The sequence below is a fragment of the Streptomyces sp. NPDC023541 genome (genome assembly GCF_055559995.1).
Window position 1 is genome coordinate 109,749 of sequence record NZ_JBVHJO010000008.1, and the last position, 16,868, is coordinate 126,616.

General features: G+C 71.1%; 16 protein-coding genes. 1 reads left to right on the forward strand and 15 read right to left on the reverse strand.

Annotation, left to right across the window (positions count from 1 at the left end; genetic code table 11):
• Positions 1–155 precede the first annotated feature (155 nt).
• Positions 156–1,385: a DUF349 domain-containing protein gene (locus ACZ3X1_RS21235; protein WP_356813167.1), complete on the forward strand. Its 1,230-nt coding sequence runs from the start codon at positions 156–158 to the stop codon at positions 1,383–1,385.
• Between the two features lie 85 nt (positions 1,386–1,470).
• Here ACZ3X1_RS21235 and ACZ3X1_RS21240 read toward each other — a convergent pair whose 3' ends face one another.
• The 15 genes from ACZ3X1_RS21240 to pgsA all read right to left on the reverse strand — a co-directional run bounded on the left by ACZ3X1_RS21240 (position 1,471) and on the right by pgsA (position 16,652).
• On the reverse strand, positions 1,471–3,918 hold the full coding sequence (locus ACZ3X1_RS21240) for a RelA/SpoT family protein (RefSeq protein ID WP_356813166.1): 2,448 nt from the start codon (positions 3,916–3,918) through the stop codon (positions 1,471–1,473).
• A 192-nt stretch (positions 3,919–4,110) separates the two neighbouring features.
• Positions 4,111–4,665, reverse strand: a complete 555-nt coding sequence (locus tag ACZ3X1_RS21245; protein ID WP_356813165.1) for an adenine phosphoribosyltransferase — start codon at positions 4,663–4,665, stop codon at positions 4,111–4,113.
• Entirely contained in the window at positions 4,662–5,723 is a 1,062-nt protein-coding gene (gene secF, locus ACZ3X1_RS21250; RefSeq protein WP_356813163.1) for a protein translocase subunit SecF, read from the reverse strand. The genes ACZ3X1_RS21245 and secF overlap by 4 nt, the downstream gene beginning before the upstream one ends.
• A 3-nt stretch (positions 5,724–5,726) precedes the next feature.
• Positions 5,727–7,508, reverse strand: a complete 1,782-nt coding sequence (gene secD / locus ACZ3X1_RS21255; RefSeq protein ID WP_356813162.1) for a protein translocase subunit SecD — start codon at positions 7,506–7,508, stop codon at positions 5,727–5,729.
• A 153-nt stretch (positions 7,509–7,661) separates the two neighbouring features.
• Positions 7,662–8,129, reverse strand: coding sequence for a preprotein translocase subunit YajC (yajC, locus tag ACZ3X1_RS21260; RefSeq protein ID WP_356813161.1), 468 nt, complete (start codon positions 8,127–8,129; stop codon positions 7,662–7,664).
• A gap of 166 nt (positions 8,130–8,295) precedes the next feature.
• A complete protein-coding gene (gene ruvB, locus ACZ3X1_RS21265; RefSeq protein ID WP_356813159.1) occupies positions 8,296–9,357 on the reverse strand; it encodes a Holliday junction branch migration DNA helicase RuvB in 1,062 nt (353 codons plus the stop codon).
• A gap of 88 nt (positions 9,358–9,445) precedes the next feature.
• Entirely contained in the window at positions 9,446–10,069 is a 624-nt protein-coding gene (gene ruvA / locus ACZ3X1_RS21270; RefSeq protein ID WP_356813158.1) for a Holliday junction branch migration protein RuvA, read from the reverse strand.
• Positions 10,066–10,596 (reverse strand): crossover junction endodeoxyribonuclease RuvC, encoded by a 531-nt coding sequence (gene ruvC, locus ACZ3X1_RS21275; RefSeq protein ID WP_467280630.1) that lies wholly within the window; start codon positions 10,594–10,596, stop codon positions 10,066–10,068. Before ruvC ends, ruvA begins: the two co-directional genes overlap by 4 nt.
• Before the next feature lie 171 nt (positions 10,597–10,767).
• A complete protein-coding gene (locus ACZ3X1_RS21280; RefSeq protein WP_030656159.1) occupies positions 10,768–11,520 on the reverse strand; it encodes a YebC/PmpR family DNA-binding transcriptional regulator in 753 nt (250 codons plus the stop codon).
• A gap of 57 nt (positions 11,521–11,577) precedes the next feature.
• On the reverse strand, positions 11,578–12,171 hold the full coding sequence (gene pdxT, locus ACZ3X1_RS21285) for a pyridoxal 5'-phosphate synthase glutaminase subunit PdxT (protein ID WP_356813155.1): 594 nt from the start codon (positions 12,169–12,171) through the stop codon (positions 11,578–11,580).
• Positions 12,172–12,178: 7 nt separating this feature from the next.
• The gene (gene pdxS / locus ACZ3X1_RS21290) at positions 12,179–13,096 is read right to left on the reverse strand and encodes a pyridoxal 5'-phosphate synthase lyase subunit PdxS (RefSeq protein ID WP_030027911.1); all 918 of its coding nucleotides are present in this window, start codon (positions 13,094–13,096) and stop codon (positions 12,179–12,181) included.
• Between the two features lie 154 nt (positions 13,097–13,250).
• Positions 13,251–13,793: a LemA family protein gene (locus ACZ3X1_RS21295; RefSeq protein ID WP_467280632.1), complete on the reverse strand. Its 543-nt coding sequence runs from the start codon at positions 13,791–13,793 to the stop codon at positions 13,251–13,253.
• 122 nt (positions 13,794–13,915) lie between these two features.
• Entirely contained in the window at positions 13,916–15,088 is a 1,173-nt protein-coding gene (locus tag ACZ3X1_RS21300) for a glycosyltransferase family 4 protein (protein ID WP_356813153.1), read from the reverse strand.
• Positions 15,085–15,990 (reverse strand): phosphatidylinositol mannoside acyltransferase, encoded by a 906-nt coding sequence (locus ACZ3X1_RS21305; protein WP_467280633.1) that lies wholly within the window; start codon positions 15,988–15,990, stop codon positions 15,085–15,087. Before ACZ3X1_RS21305 ends, ACZ3X1_RS21300 begins: the two co-directional genes overlap by 4 nt.
• Positions 15,990–16,652, reverse strand: a complete 663-nt coding sequence (gene pgsA, locus ACZ3X1_RS21310; protein WP_356813151.1) for a phosphatidylinositol phosphate synthase — start codon at positions 16,650–16,652, stop codon at positions 15,990–15,992. The genes ACZ3X1_RS21305 and pgsA overlap by 1 nt, the downstream gene beginning before the upstream one ends.
• Positions 16,653–16,868: the final 216 nt, after the last annotated feature.

Consider the following 16,868-nt stretch of genomic DNA (forward strand, 5'->3'; position numbering starts at 1 on the left):
CCCTCTGCGCCGATATTCCGTCGTGCGGGATGCGGACAGCCGGCCCGGCGGTCGCCTATGTTGGCGTTGTGCAGGGCGGGCGCTGCCCGCCCCAGGAAACTGTGGACGATGCCCAGGGGGTGAACCCCTCGCAGGCATCAGGTGGAGGAGGCGCTGTGAGCAGCGACCCGTGGGGCCGAGTCGACGAGACGGGCACCGTGTACGTGCGTACTTCCGATGGCGAGCAGGTCGTCGGTTCGTGGCAGGCGGGCACCCCTGAGGAGGCTCTGGCCTACTTCGAGCGCAAGTACGAGGGCCTGGTGGTCGAGATCGGCCTCCTCGAAAAGCGGGTGCGGACCACTGATCTGTCCGCCAAGGACGCCCAGACGGCGATCGACCACCTGCGCACGCAGGTCGACGAGCACCACGCCGTGGGCGACCTGGACGCCCTGCGCGTGCGTCTGGACAAGCTGGTCGAGACCGTGGAGTCCCGGCGCGAGGAGCGCAAGGCCCAGAAGGCCAAGCAGGCGGACGAGGCCCGGGCGGCCAAGGACGCGCTGGTCGCCGAGGCCGAGCAGCTGGCGCAGAGCGACCAGTGGCGCAGTGCCGGCGAGCGCCTGCGCGCCCTGGTGGACATCTGGAAGGGCCTGCCGCGCCTGGACCGCAAGTCGGACGACGAGCTGTGGCACCGGTTCTCGCACGCCCGTTCCGCCTTCTCCAAGCGCCGCAAGGCGCACTTCGCCTCGCTGGACGCGCAGCGTGAGGACGCCCGCAAGGTCAAGGAGAAGCTGGTCTCGGAGGCCGAGTCGCTGTCGAAGTCGACCGACTGGGGTCCGACGGCCGCCCGCTACCGCGAGCTGATGGCGGACTGGAAGGCGGCGGGCCGGGCGCAGCGCGAGGCCGAGGACGATCTGTGGAACCGTTTCCGCGGTGCGCAGGACGTGTTCTTCGCGGCCCGCAGCGAGGTGTTCGCGGAGCGTGACGCCGAGCAGACCGAGAACCTGAAGCTCAAGGAAGAGCTCGCCGACGAGGCCGAGAAGCTCGTACCCGTGACGGACCTGAAGGCGGCCCGTGCCGCGTTCCGCTCGCTCAACGAGCGCTGGGAGGCCGTCGGCCACGTGCCGCGCGACGCCCGGCCCAAGGTAGAAGGCCGGATGCACGCGGTGGAGCGCGCCATCCAGGAGGCCGAGGAAGGCGAGTGGCGCCGTACGAACCCGGAGGCGCGGGCCCGTGCGGCCGGTCTGACCGGCCAGCTCCAGGCGGCGGTCGACAAGCTGCGCGGGCAGATCGACGCGGCGCGCGCGGCGGGCAACAACGCCAAGGCCGACAAGCTGTCGCGTGAGCTGGAGGGCCGCCAGGCCCTGCTGGACCAGGCGCTGAAGGGCCTGGAGGAGTTCGGCGGCTGATATCCCGCCACCGACGAGGGCCCCGGTACGCGTTCCGTGTACCGGGGCCCTTCGTCATGCGGGCTGCGGCCCGGGGAGGGTGCCCCTACGGCCGGCGGGCCGAGGTCACGCGGTAGACGTCGTAGACGCCCTCCACGCCCCGGACGGCCTTCAGGACGTGGCCGAGGTGCTTGGGGTCGCCCATCTCGAAGGTGAACCGGGAGGTGGCCACCCGGTCGCGGGAGGTCTGCACCGCCGCCGACAGGATGTTGACGTGCTGGTCGGAGAGGACCCGGGTGACGTCCGACAGCAGCCGGGACCGGTCCAGCGCCTCGACCTGGATGGCGACCAGGAAGACCGAGGACTGGGTGGGCGCCCACTCGACCTCCAGCATCCTTTCGGGCTGCTGGGAGAGGGAGTCGACGTTGACGCAGTCCGCGCGGTGAACCGATACGCCACTGCCGCGCGTGACGAACCCGATGATCGGGTCGCCGGGCACCGGGGTGCAGCAGCGGGCGAGCTTGACCCACACGTCGTCGACGCCCTTGACGACCACACCCGGGTCGGCGTTGCTGCGCCGCTTGCCGCGGGTCCGCGCGGGCATCGATTCCTCGATGTCCTCGTTGGCGGCCTCCTCGCCGCCGAGGGCCGCGACCAGCTTCTGTACGACGCCCTGCGCGGCCACGTGGCCCTCGCCGATCGCCGCGTACAGGGAGGAGATGTCCGGGTAGCGCATCTCGTGCGCGAGGGTCACGAGCGAGTCGCCGGTCAGGATCCGCTGGATCGGCAGGTTCTGCTTGCGCATGGCCCGCGCGATGGCGTCCTTGCCGTGCTCGATGGCCTCGTCGCGGCGTTCCTTGGAGAACCAGGCGCGGATCTTGTTCCGGGCCCGCGGGGACTTGACGAAGCCCAGCCAGTCGCGGGACGGTCCCGCCCCCTCGGCCTTCGAGGTGAAGACCTCGACCAGGTCGCCGTTGTCGAGGGTCGACTCCAGCGGGACGAGGCGGCCGTTGACGCGGGCCCCTATCGTCCGGTGGCCGACCTCGGTGTGGACGGCGTACGCGAAGTCCACCGGGGTGGCACCGGCCGGCAGCGCGATGACATCGCCCTTGGGGGTGAAGACGAAGACCTCGTTGCGCGAGAGGTCGAAGCGCAGCGAGTCGAGGAACTCGCCCGGGTCCTCGGTCTCCTTCTGCCAGTCCAGCAGCTGGCGCAGCCACGCCATGTCGTTGACGGTGTCCTGGCCGGCGCTGCCCTTGGCGGCCTGGGGGACGTCGGTGCGGACCTTGGAGGTGCCCGCGACGGTCTGCTGCTTGTACTTCCAGTGCGCGGCGATGCCGTACTCGGCGCGGCGGTGCATGTCGAAGGTGCGGATCTGCAGTTCGACGGGCTTGCCGCTGGGCCCGATGACCGTCGTGTGGAGCGACTGGTACATGTTGAACTTGGGCATCGCGATGTAGTCCTTGAACCGGCCCGGGACCGGGTTCCACCGCGCGTGCACCGTGCCGAGGGCCGCGTAGCAGTCGCGGACGGTGTCGACGAGGACGCGGATGCCCACCAGGTCGTAGATCTCCGCGAAGTCACGGCCGCGGACGATCATCTTCTGGTAGACGCTGTAGTAGTGCTTGGGGCGGCCCGTCACGGTGGCCTTGATCCGGGCGGCTCTGAGGTCCACCTGGACCTCGTCCGTGACGAGGGCGAGGTACTCGTCACGCTTGGGCGCGCGCTCGGCGACCAGGCGCACGATCTCGTCGTACATCTTGGGGTAGAGGATCGCGAAGGAGAGGTCCTCCAGCTCCCACTTGATCGTGTTCATGCCCAGCCGATGCGCCAGCGGGGCGTAGATCTCAAGGGTCTCGCGGGCCTTCTTCTCCTGCTTCTCCCGCTTGAGGTAGCGCATCGTGCGCATGTTGTGCAGCCGGTCGGCGAGCTTGATGACCAGGACGCGCGGGTCCTTCGCCATGGCCACGACCATCTTGCGGACGGTCTCCGCCTGGGCCGCCTCGCCGAACTTCACCCGGTCGAGCTTGGTGACGCCGTCGACGAGCAGCGCCACGGCGTCGCCGAAGTCGCGGCGCAGGTCCTCCAGGCCGTACTCGGTGTCCTCGACGGTGTCGTGCAGCAGGCCGGCCATGAGGGTGGCCGGGTCCATGCCGAGCTCGGCGAGGATGGTCGTGACCGCGAGCGGGTGGGTGATGTACGGGTCGCCGCTCTTGCGCTTCTGGCCGCGGTGCCAGCGCTCGGCCACCTGGTAGGCCTGTTCGAGCTGGCGCAGCGTCGACGTCTCGATCTTCGGGTCGTTGCTGCGGACTATGCGGAGCAGGGGCTCCAGTACCGGGTTGTACGGGTTCGAACGCTGCACGCCTAGGCGGGCCAGGCGGGCGCGCACCCGGTTGGAGGACGCGGCCGACTTCGCGGGCGCGGGCTTGACCGGCGCCGGCTTCGGGGCGGGCTCGGCCGGCGGGGTCGGCGGGGGCGTGGCAGCGGCCGCCGTGGCCTGCTCGGCCTGCGGGTCGGGCTGCGCGGCGGAGATTGGCTGGACCTCGTCTGGCAAGAGCGCTCCTCACGGGGGTCCCCCCGGACGGAGTCAGGGGGTGGGTCCGGTGCCCGTGTCCGGTCCGGATAACCCATCGTAGCGAGGGTTGGGTCACCCCGTTCGCCGAGCCTGCCGCAACGGCCCGCGCACGCGAACGGCGGGCACCCGGGAGATTTCCGGATGCCCGCCGTCACGTACGCGCGGGCGCGGTCAGACCACGATCAGCGCGTCCAGCGGAGCCCCTGCCAGGGCCGCGGCCAGCTTGGCCCGGCCCGGGAGGAAGGACAGCTCCATCAGGACCGCCACGCCGGCGACCTCGGCCCCGGCCCGCCGGATCAGCGAGAGGGACGCCTGCGCCGTGCCGCCGGTGGCGAGCACGTCGTCGATGACCATGACCCGGTCGCCGGCCGCCAGGTCCTCGGCGTGGACCTCGATCTCCGCCGTGCCGTACTCCAGCTCGTACGACTGCGCGAGCGTCGCGCCCGGCAGCTTGCCGGCCTTGCGCACCGGCACGAAGCCGATCCCGGCCTGCACCGCCACCGGGGCCGCGAGGATGAACCCGCGCGCCTCCAGCCCGACGATCTTCGTCGCGCCGTACTGCCCGGCCAGCTCCACGAGCGCGCCGGTCAGCGCGCCGAACGCCTCGGGGTCCGCCAGCAGCGGGGTGATGTCCTTGAACATCACGCCCGGCTTCGGGTAGTCCGCCACGTCCTTGATGCGGCTGAGCAGGAGGGTCCGTACGTCGTCGGACAACTGAGCGGTCAACGCCGCCGCCCCGGCTGCTGCCGGCCCTGCGAGACGACCTGCGGCTCGTCATCGGAGCCGTGGGTGTCGTCCGCGGACTCGCCCTTGGCCGCGGCGGACGCGCGCTTGGCGAGCACCCGCTTCCTCAGCGCCTTCATCGCCGGCTCGCGCTCCTTGAGGTCCACGACCAGCGGGGTCGCGATGAAGATCGAGGAGTACGCACCGGCCGCGAGGCCGACGAACAGCGACAGCGAGATGTCGTTCAGCATGCCGGCGCCCAGGAAGCCGCCGCCGATGAACAGCAGGGCCGCGACCGGCAGCAGCGCCACGACCGTGGTGTTGATCGAACGGACCAGGGTGCCGTTGATGCTGCGGTTGGCGATCTCGCTGAAGGTGTAGCGGGTCTGCTTGGTGATGTCCTTCGAGCCCTCCTTCAGACCGTCGAAGACGACGACGGTGTCGTAGAGGGAGTAACCGAGGATGGTCAGCAGACCGATGACGGTGCCCGGGGTGACCTCGAAGCCGACGAGCGCGTACACGCCGACGGTGATGGTGAGGTCGTGGATCAGGGCGATCAGCGCGGCGACGGCCATGCGCCATTCGAAGGCGATGGCGAGGTAGATCACCACGAGGACCATGAAGACGCCGAGGCCGGTCCAGGCCTTGTTCGCGATCTGCTCGCCCCAGCTGGGGCCGACCAGGTCGGCGTTGATGTCGGCCTCGGTGACCTTGAGGTCGGTGGCCAGTTCCTTCTTCACGTCGGTGGCGGCGGCGGTGTCCAGACCGGAGATCTGGATGCGCATGCCGCCGGTGCCGAGCTCCTGGACGATCGCGTCGTGGCCGGAGGCCTCCTCCGCGGCCTCCGTCGCCTTGGCGACCGAGACGGCCGTCTTCGGGGTGGTGAAGACCGCTCCGCCCTTGAACTCGATGCCCATGTTCAGGCCCTGTACGGCCAGGGCCACGATCGCCGTGATGGTGATCAGGATGGAAACGCCGTACCAGAGAAAGCGCTTGCCGACGAAGTCGTAGCCGACCTCACCGCGGTACAGCTTGGCGCCGAGATCTCCCAGCTTCGACATCTCTCACGCCTCCTTTGCTTCGACGGGGGCGGGGGCGCCGGCGGTACGGCGGGAGCTGCGCAGCGGGGGCTTGGCGCCCAGCCGCTTCGGGTCCAGCCCGGACCACGGGTGACCGCTGGAGAAGAACTTCGTACGCGCCAGCAGCGTCATCACGGGCTTGGTGAAGAGGAACACCACGACCACGTCGAGCAGGGTGGTCAGACCCAGCGTGAAGGCGAAGCCCTGCACCTTGCCGACGGTGACGATGAACAGCACCGCGGCGGCGAGGAACGACACGAAGTCGGAGACCAGGATCGTGCGGCGGGCACGCGGCCAGGCGCGCTCGACGGCCGGACGCAGGGTGCGGCCCTCGCGGATCTCGTCGCGGATGCGCTCGAAGTACACGATGAACGAGTCCGCGGTGATACCGATGGCGACGATCGCACCGCAGACGGCCGGCAGGTTCAGCGCGAAGCCGATGCCCTTCCCGAGCAGCGCCATGATCGTGTAGGTCAGGATCGCGGAGACCAGGAGGCTGACGATCGCGATGAAGGCCAGGCCGCGGTAGTAGACCAGCAGGTAGACGACCACGAGGAGGAGGCCGATCGCACCGGCGATCAGGCCGGCCCGCAGCTGCTCGCCGCCGAGCGCGGCGGTGACGGTGGTGACGCTGTCCTCCTGGAAGGACAGCGGCAGGGCGCCGTACGAGAGCATGTTGCCCAGGTCCTGCGCGGACTGCTGGTCGAAGCCGCCGGAGATCTGCGCGTTGCCGCCGGTGATCGCCGTGCTGACGGACGGGTCGGAGATGACGTCGCCGTCGAGGACGATCGCGAACTGGTTCTGCGGCATCTGCTTCGCCGCCAGCTCGCCGGTGACCTTGGCGAAGGCGTCCGCGCCGTGGTCGTTGAAGTTCATCGTGACGATCCACTGACCCGACTGCGGGTCGATCTCGCCCTTGGCGCTCTTCACGTCCTTGCCCTCGACCGCGGCGGGGCCGAGGAGCCACTTGCCCCACTGCTCACCGCGCTGGCCGCAGGCGAGCGTCGGGTCGGTGGGCTTGACGCCCTTGCCCACGTCCGCGCGCTGCGCCTCGTTCGTGCAGTCGAGCGCGGCGAACTTGGCCTGCAGGTCCGCGGCGGCCGGATCGGGCGCGGGGGCGCTCGCGGACGGCGACGGGGCCGCCTTGTCGTCTGCCTTCTTCGACTCGCTCGCCGACGGCGTGGGAGTGGGCGCGTTCGGGGCCTTGAGGCCCTCGCTGAGCGCGCGGCCCTGGGAAGTGGCGCTGGACGACGGGGTGGCGGACGGGGTGGTCTTGTTCCCGTCCTGGGCCTTGGGAGCGCCGGAGCCGCTCGCGGAGGGGCTCGGGCTCTGGGTGCCCTCGGGAGCGGCGGGGGCGCCGTCCGCGAACGCGATGACCGGGCGGAAGTAGAGCTGGGCGGTGGTGCCGACCTGCTCGCGCGCCTGCTTCTCGTTCATCCCCTTGGGGATGTTGACGATGATGTGGTCGCGTCCCTGCGTCTGGACCTCGGCCTCGGAGACGCCGAGTCCGTTGACGCGGCGCTCGATGATGCCGACCGCCGTGTTCATGTTGGTCTCGTTGACGGCGTTCTCTTTGCCGGGCTCGCTCTTGGCCTTGAGCGTGATGCTCGTGCCGCCGGCGAGGTCGATGCCCAGCCGGGGAGTCGTCTGCTTGGAGATGAACATCCCCGCGGTGAGCGCCACCATCGCGATCAGGATGATCGCCAGGGCGCGCCCCGGCCTCCCCTGAGCCCCCGTGGGCCGCCGGCCCTTCTTCGGTGCTGCCACCTTGTCGTTTCTCCCTGTCCAACCGCCCCGCGCCGGGTCAGCGCGCGGACGGCCACGAAATGTGTGGTGGGGACCCCTGCCCCCCGCAGAAGTGTCACTGACGGGGACCGCGCCGACCGCCGGTCGGGCGCCCGCACGGTCCCCGGCCGCGCGCTACTTCGCGCCGGCCTCGCCGTCGGTCTTGCCGTCCTTGGGCTCGTCGTCGCCCGTGGACTGATCCTTCTTGCCCAGGTCCAGCTTCGGCGCCTCGTCCTCGCCCTTGCCGAGGTCCGTCTTCGGGGCCTCGGTGAGGGACGACGCGTCGTCCGGGACGGCCGGGGTGTCGGTCGTCACGTCGTCGATGCCGTGGACGATGCGGTTGTACTCCGCGTCCTCCAGGACGGCGCCGATGGCGTTCTTCGCGTAGATCGCGTGGACACCGGGAGCCACCTCGAGGGTGACCGTGTCGTCGCCGATCTCCTTCACCGTGGCGTACATGCCGCCGATGGTGCGGACGCCCGTGCCGGGCGTCATCTGGTCGCGCATCTGCGCGGCCTGCTGCTGCTTCTTCTTCGCGGAGCGGGTCATCAGGAACATCGCCGCGATGATCGCGATGAACGGGAGGAGTGTCACGAGATTCACGGGACGGAAATCCTTCGCACGACCGCACGCGGACGGCGGCCTTTTCTACGGGGGGTGGGCACGCCGACCCGAAGGGTCGGCATCGGCGGAGTCTAGGCGAGTCCGCACCGATGGAACAACGCCCAGCATGGCACCGCAGTTCCTGAGGGGGCGAACCTCCGCGCCGTCAGGCCCCGAACAGGCCCTGTTGCCCCGTTGATCCACTTCCGCCGTGCTGCGGCGCGACAAGCCCCAGGTGAGCCCATGCGGCGGGGGTCGCGACCCGCCCCCTGGGGGTACGGGCGAGCAGGCCTTCGCGGACCAGGAAGGGTTCCGCGACCTCCTCCACGGTCTCCCGTTCCTCCCCCACCGCCACGGCGAGGGTCGACAGCCCGACGGGCCCGCCGCCGAACAGCTTGAGGAGAGCCTCCAGAACGGCGCGATCCAGTCGGTCGAGCCCGCGGGCATCCACCTCGTACACCTGGAGGGCGGTGGCGGCCACCTCGCGGTTGATCACACCGTCCGCCCGGACCTGGGCGTAGTCGCGCACGCGGCGCAGCAGCCGGTTGGCGATGCGCGGGGTGCCGCGGGAGCGCCCGGCGATCTCGGCGGCGCCGTCGGTGTCGATCTCCACGTCGAGGAGGCGGGCGGAACGGTGGATGACGCGTTCCAGCTCCTCGGGCGCGTAGAACTCCATGTGGCCGGTGAACCCGAAGCGGTCCCGCAGCGGCGGGGGCAGCAGTCCGGCCCGGGTGGTGGCGCCGACCAGGGTGAAGGGCGGCAACTCCAGCGGGATCGCGGTGGCCCCGGGCCCCTTGCCGACGATCACGTCGACGCGGAAGTCCTCCATGGCCATGTAGAGCATCTCCTCGGCGGGCCGGGACATGCGGTGGATCTCGTCGAGGAAGAGGACCTCGCCCTCCTGGAGGGAGGAGAGGATGGCGGCGAGGTCGCCGGCGTGCTGGATGGCGGGGCCGGAGGTGATCCGGATGGGCGCCCCCATCTCGGCCGCGATGATCATCGAGAGGGTGGTCTTGCCGAGTCCGGGCGCGCCGGACAGCAGGACGTGGTCCGCGGTGGCCCCGCGCTGCCTGGCCGCCTTCAGGACCAGGTCCAGCTGCTGGCGGACCTTCTCCTGGCCGACGAACTCCCCGAGGTCCTTGGGGCGCAGGGCCGCCTCGACGGCGGTGTCCTCCCCGTCGGCGGCGGCCGCCACGATCCGGTCGTCGCTCTCGTCGTCCCAGTTCACGGTGTTCAGTCTGCCTTCTACGTCGTTGCGTTGGTCGACCCGGGCCCCGCTGCGGCTTTACCGGTCCCGCGCGGCGGCGGCAGCGGCGTCAGCGGGCGCGGTTCAGGGACTGCAGGGCGGCTCGCAGCAGCTGCGGGACGGGGGCCGAGCCGCCGGCGGCGATGGCCGCCTCCGCCTGCGGGGTCACCGCCACGACCGCCTCGTCCGCCTCGCGCGACGCGTAGCCGAGGCCGATCAGCGCGGCCGAGAGCTGCTCGGTCCAGGGGGCGGGCCCCGACGCGACCGCGCGCTGGGCGCCCACCACCGGGGCGGGGGCGCCCAGCTTGCCCTTGAGCTCCAGCAGCAGCTTCTGCGCGCCCTTCGGCCCGATGCCCGGCACCGCGGTCAGCGCCTTCGCGTCGCCCGCGGCGAAGGCCGCGCGCAGGGCGTCCGGGCTGTGCACGCCGAGCATGGCCTGCGCCACGCGCGGTCCGACGCCGCTCGCGGTCTGGAGGAGCTCGAAGACCTGGCGCTCGTCGTCGTCGGCGAAGCCGTACAGGGTCAGCGAGTCCTCCCGTACGACCAGGGAGGTGGCCAGCCGGGCCTGCTCGCCCGTCCGCAGGCCGGCGATGGTGTTCGGGGTGCAGTGCACGGCCATGCCCACTCCCCCGACCTCGATCACGGCGAGGGTGGGGGTGAGCGCGGCGACCGCGCCGTTGACGAAGGCGATCATCGGGTACGGCCTTTCGAGGCGTGCTGGGCGACCGCCCGCTGGAGGCGGTTCTGGGCGGGGGCCCGCCAGATGTGGCAGATGGCGAGGGCGAGGGCGTCGGCGGCGTCGGCGGGCCTGGGCGGTTCGGCCAGCCGCAGCAGGCGGGTGACCATCGCGCCGACCTGCGCCTTGTCGGCCCGGCCGCTGCCGGTGACGGCGGCCTTGACCTCGCTCGGGGTGTGCAGGGCGACCGGTATGCCGCGGCGGGCGGCGCACAGCATCGCGACGGCGCTCGCCTGGGCGGTGCCCATCACCGTGCTGACGTTGTGCTGGCTGAAGACCCGCTCCACGGCGACGATCTCGGGCAGGTGCGTGTCGAGCCATTCCTCGATGCCCTGCTCGACGGCGACGAGCCGGTCTCCCAGCTCCGCGTCCGCGGGCGTGCGTACGACCCCCACCCCGAGCATGGTGAGGGGACGGCCGGCCACGCCTTCGACGACGCCGACACCGCATCGCGTCAGCCCCGGGTCCACGCCCAGTACCCGCACCGCCCACCCCTCTTCACCGCACGACCGTGCCGCCTTCGCGGGCCCGACGGGCCGCGCACGCCGACGGTGATCGCCGGCGCCGTCAGGCTATCCGCTGCCACTGACAACGACGGCGGGCCGGTGGGACGTGTCCCCACCGGCCCGCCGCCGACCGCTCGGTGCGCGGCAGCGTTACGCGTCGACCTTCTCCATGACCTCGTCCGAGACGTCGAAGTTGGCGAAGACGTTCTGGACGTCGTCGCTGTCCTCGAGCGCGTCGATGAGCTTGAAGATCTTGCGGGCGCCCTCTTCGTCGAGTTCGACCTGCATGGTCGGGACGAAGCTGGAGTCCGCCGAGTCGTAGTCGATGCCGGCTTCCTGGAGCGCGGTGCGGACCGCGACCAGGTCGGTGGCCTCGCTGATGATCTCGAAGGTGTCGCCGTTGTCGTTGACCTCTTCGGCGCCGGCCTCCAGGACCGCGCCGAGGACGTCGTCCTCGCTCAGCTCGGCCTTGGGCAGGATGATGACGCCCTTGCGGTTGAACAGGTAGGAGACCGAGCCCGGGTCGGCCATCGAGCCGCCGTTGCGGGTCATGGCGACGCGGACGTCGGAGGCGGCGCGGTTGCGGTTGTCGGTGAGGCACTCGATGAGCACCGCGACACCGTTGGGACCGTAGCCCTCGTACATGATCGTCTCGTAGTCGGCGCCGCCGGCCTCGAGGCCGCCGCCGCGCTTGACCGCGGAGTCGATGTTCTTGTTCGGGACCGACTGCTTCTTGGCCTTCTGGACCGCGTCGAAGAGGGTCGGGTTGCCGTCGATGTCGGCACCGCCCATACGCGCCGCGACCTCGATGTTCTTGATCAGCTTCGCGAAGAGCTTGCCGCGCTTGGCATCGATCACGGCCTTCTTGTGCTTCGTCGTAGCCCATTTAGAGTGGCCGGACATCCGCCTGTCTCCTTCGCGTAACCAACAGTGTTCGCCTCCGATCCTACCGGGAGCTCGTCACAGCCCGGCGCGCACCATCTCGACGAAGTACGCGTGGACGCGGTCGTCGCCGGTCAGTTCGGGGTGGAACGAGGTCGCCAGGACGTTGCCCTGGCGCACGGCGACCGTGTGGCCGTCGTAGGTGGCGAGCACCTCGGCGGCGCCGCCGACGGACTCGACCCACGGGGCGCGGATGAAGACGCCCTCGACCGGGCCGCCCTCGATGCCGGTGAAGTCGATCTTCGCCTCGAAGGACTCGTTCTGGCGGCCGAAGGCGTTGCGGCGCACGATCATGTCGATGCCGCCCAGGGTCTCCTGGTCCTCACGGCCGTCGAGGAGCTTGTCCGCCAGCATGATCATGCCGGCGCACGTGCCGTACACCGGCATGCCCGCCGCCACGCGCTCGCGCAGCGGCTCCAGCATGCCGAAGAGCACGGCGAGCTTCGACATCGTCGTGGACTCGCCGCCGGGGATCACCAGGGCGTCGACCTCGGCGAGCTCCTCGGGGCGCCGGACCGGCCTGGCCACGGCGTCCGCCGCGGCCAGGGCGATCAGGTGCTCCCGTACGTCGCCCTGGAGGGCCAGGACACCGATCACGGGGGTGTTCGTCATGTCGGTACTACCAGCCGCGGTTGGCGTAGCGCTCGGTCTCGGGGAGGGTGTCGCAGTTGATGCCGACCATGGCCTCGCCCAGGTTGCGGGAGGCGTCCGCGATGATCTTCGGGTCGTCGAAGAAGGTGGTGGCCTTCACGATGGCGGCGGCGCGCTTGGCCGGGTCGCCCGACTTGAAGATGCCGGAGCCGACGAAGACACCCTCGGCGCCGAGCTGGCGCATCAGGGCGGCGTCGGCCGGGGTGGCGACACCACCGGCGGAGAACAGCACCACGGGGAGCTTGCCGAGCTCGGCGACCTCCTTGACGAGCTCGTACGGGGCGCGCAGCTCCTTGGCGGCGGCGTACAGCTCGTTGTTGTCGAAGCCGCGCAGCTTGGCGATCTCGTTCTTGATCTGGCGCAGGTGGCGGACGGCCTCGACGACGTTGCCGGTGCCGGCCTCGCCCTTCGAGCGGATCATGGCCGCGCCCTCGGCGATACGGCGCAGGGCCTCGCCCAGGTTGGTGGCGCCACAGACGAAGGGGGTGGTGAACGCCCACTTGTCGGAGTGGTTGACCTCGTCGGCCGGGGTCAGGACCTCGGACTCGTCGATGTAGTCGACGCCGAGGGACTGCAGGACCTGGGCCTCGACGAAGTGACCGATGCGGGACTTGGCCATCACGGGGATGGACACGGCCTCGATGATCTCTTCGATCATGTTCGGGTCGGACATGCGCGCGACGCCGCCGTCCTTGCGGATGTCGGCCGGAACCCGCTCCAGGGCCATGACGGCCACGGCGCCGGCGTCCTCGGCGATCTTCGCCTGCTCGGCGTTGACCACGTCCATGATCACGCCGCCCTTGAGCTGCTCGGCCATGCCGCGCTTGACGCGCGAGGTGCCGATCGCCGACTCGGCGGACTGGGGGGAGGTGGGAAGCGTGCTCACGGATTGACCTCACTCGAAAGGAAGACGGGTACTACTCCCGCTGAGGAAACCCCAAAGGATCAGTCCACTACAAGGGCCAATGTGGAGCCAGTGGCTCTTTCATTTGTCCCTCGTGGCCGACCCAGAGGTCCCGGACCTGCGCCCCAAGTGGTGTCTAGGTCGGCCGGTCCGCGAGGTCCGCCGGCGGCTCGTCGTCCATTTCGAAGGCCAGCGGGAACGGCGCGTGTCCGGCCAGTCCGAACCAGCGGACCTTGCGGTGGCGGCGCAGCGCGCGGGCGGCCCGTACGGCGTCGTTGTGGAAGCGCCGGGCCATCGGTACCCGGCGGACGGCCGCCGCCAGCTCTTCCGTGGCCTGCGCCCCGCCGGGAGCGGCCTTCAGCACCTCGACCTGGTCCGCGTCGGCGAAGACCGCCCGCAGCGCCTGGCTCAGCTCGCTCTCGGCGACCTCGCGCTGGTCCTCCTCGGCCTGCCGGGCCGCGTGCGCGGCCTCGTACAGCACCAACGAGGAGGCGGGGTCGAGGGCCCCGGAAGTGGCCACCTCCAGTGCCACCGAGGCCCGCCGGACGAGCTGCGCGTCGAGCGCGGCCCGCGCGGCGTCCATCCGCGCGTGCAGCCGGTCCAGTCGGCCGGCGGTCCAGCTGAGGTAGACGCCGATGACGGCCAGGGCCAGGGCGATCCAGACAAGGGTTTCGATCACGCTGCGCGACCCTACCGCTCCGGGGGCAGCGGGCTCCCATCGGGCCCTGCCGGGCCGGACCCGGTCCCGGTCCCGGTCCCGCAGGGTGCATGATCATCGACAACCCGGGGGGATGCGGCCGGTCAGGAGGCCGTGGTGTCCTTCGAGAAGCCCAGGCGGGTGCGGAGCGGGACGCGTTCGTCGGCGCCGACCGCCGCCGCGCCGTCCGTGACCGTCTCGTAGACCGCCAGGATGTCCGCCCCGACCGTGGACCAGTCGAAGCGGCGCACGTGCGCCGAGCCGCTGGCGCTGAGCCGCGCCCGGCGCTCCGGGTCCCGCAGCAGGGTGATCGCGCCCGCCGCGAGGGCGTCCGCGTTCTCGTTGGCGAAGAGGTCGCCGGCCCCGCCCTGGTCCAGGACCTGCGCGAAGGCGTCCAGGTCGGACGCCAGCACCGCGGCGCCCGCCGACAGGGCCTCGACCAGGATGATGCCGAAGCTCTCGCCGCCCGTGTTGGGGGCCACGTAGACGTCGACACTGCGCAGCAGACGCGCCTTGTCCTCGTCCGAGACCATCCCGAGGAATTCGACCCGCGAGCGGACCTCGGCGGGCAGCGTGGCCACCGCCTCCTCCTCGTCGCCGCGGCCCGCGACCAGCAGCCGTACGTCCGGGCAGGCCTCGACGATCTTCGGGAAGGCGGCCATGAGCACCGGCAGGCCCTTGCGCGGCTCGTCGATGCGGCCGATGAAGCCGAGCGTCTGACCGCCCCACTCCGCCTTGGGCCGGGCCTTCGCGAAGAAGTCCACGTCCACGCCGTTCGGGATCACGACCGCGTCCCCGCCCAGGTGCTCCACCAGCGTGCGCCGCGCGTACTCGCTCACCGCGATCCGCGCGCTGATCTTCTCCAGCGCGGGCTGCAGGATCGGGTACGCGGCGATCATGGCCCGGGAGCGCGGGTTCGAGGTGTGGAAGGTGGCCACGATCGGCCCCTGCGCCGCCCAGCAGGAGAGCAGTCCCAGCGAGGGCGAGGCCGGCTCGTGGATGTGGATCACGTCGAAGGTGCCGTCGTGCAGCCAGCGCCGGACCCGGGCGGCCGACAGGAATCCGAAGTTCAGCCGGGCCACGGACCCGTTGTACGGGACCGGCACGGCCCGCCCGGCGGAGACCACGTAGGGCGGCAGCGGGGTCTCGTCGTCGGCCGGGGCCAGCACGGACACCTCGTGGCCGAGGCCGATCAGGTGCTCGGCGAGGTCCCGGATGTGGAACTGGACGCCGCCCGGCACGTCCCACGAGTACGGGCACACGATGCCGATCTTCACTGCGTGCGCTCCTCCAGGTCTTCCAGCCAGAGCCGCTGCAGCATGTGCCAGTCCTCCGGGTGCTCGGCGATGCCCCACGCGAAGGCGTCCGCCACCGCCTGGGTCATGGCGGTGGTCTTCTCGGCCCGGGTCCCGGTCTTGGGGACCTCCACCTCGGGGTGGATCCGGCCGTACATCTTCGGCGTCTCGCCGTAGTACAGGGTCGCCGGGAGCAGCACCGCGCCCGTCTGCTGGGCCAGCAGCGCCGGCCCGGCCGGCATGCGCGCCTTCGCGCCGAAGAAGTCCACCTCGACCCCGGAGGCCGACAGGTCCCGGTCCGCCACCAGGCAGACCAGGCCTCCGGAGCGCAGCCGCCGGGCGAGGGTGCCGAAGGCGGCGCCGCCGCTGTGCGGCAGGACCTCCATGCCCAGGCTCTCCCGGTAGGCCACGAAGCGGTCGTAGAGGGTCTCCGGCTTGAGCCGCTCTGCGACCGTGGTGAACGGCACGCCGATGTGGCCGATGGCCCAGGCCCCGGCGAGGTCCCAGTTGGCGAGGTGCGGCAGGGCCACGACGACTCCGCGCCCGGAGGCGAGGGCATCGCGCAGGATGTTCTCGTCCTCGAACTCGACGTCCGTACCGAACCGCCGCGGGTCCATGGTCGGCAACCGGAAGGACTCCATCCAGTACCGCATGTACGAGCGCATGCCGGCCTTGGACAGCTCGCGCAGCCGCTCCGGGCCGGCGTCGGGCACCACCCGGGCCAGGTTCGACTCCAGCCGCAGCACGCTCTTCCCGCGGCGCTTCCACGCATAGTCCGCGATCCGTCGGCCGAGGGCGACCGCGGCGGGCTCGGGCAGCTTCTTGACTCCGGCCCAGCCCAGCCCGTACAGCCCGTCGACCAGCTTGTCCTGTGCGGTACCCATCAGGCGGCGCCGCCCTCGGGAGCGGCCGCGGCGTCGGCCTCGGCGGACTCGCGCCGTACCGTGACCACGCGCTGGATCAGCGTGACGAGCGAGCCGGCGGCCACCACCCACAGGCCGATCGGCAGGAGGACGCCGATCCAGGACGGCACCCCGAAGGTCTGCAGTCCGGACAGGCCGGCCGCGACCAGCGAAATCACCAGCCGCTCGGCGCGTTCGATGAGCCCGTTGACGGCCACCGGCAGCCCGATCGACTCGCCGCGCGCCTTGGTGTAGGACACCACCTGGCCACTGGCCAGGCAGAAGATCGCGACCGCGCACAGCGCGTTGTCGTTGCCGGAGCCCGCGTACCAGAGGGCCAGGCCGCCGAAGATCGCCGCGTCGGCCACCCGGTCGAGGGTGGAGTCGAGGAAGGCGCCCCACCGGCTGGAGATGCCGGCCTGGCGGGCCATGTTTCCGTCGACGAGGTCGGAGAAGACGAAGAGGGTGATGGTGATGGTGCCCCAGAAGAACTCCCCGCGGGGGAAGAAGACCAGTGCGCCCGCCACCACTCCGGCCGTGCCGATCAGGGTGACCGCGTCCGGGCTCACCCCCCGCCGGAGCAGAAATGCGGCGAATGGCGTGAGAACACGCGTGAAGAATGCACGCGCGTACTTGTTCAGCATGGCCTTCCCGGAGGGTCGCTGGGCCGCACGGCCACCACGGCCACCGGCTGGCCCATCGTAGCCAGCACGCCGCCGCCGGAACGCCGCGCACCCACCGGTTCTCGCCCGTAAGGCGTTCTTCATGCCGTGGACCGCTGCCCGTGCGCCACGGGTACGGCCCCGGTACGTCCCCGGTACGACGTATGGACGCGATGTGACAGCAGTGCAAAGCTCGTA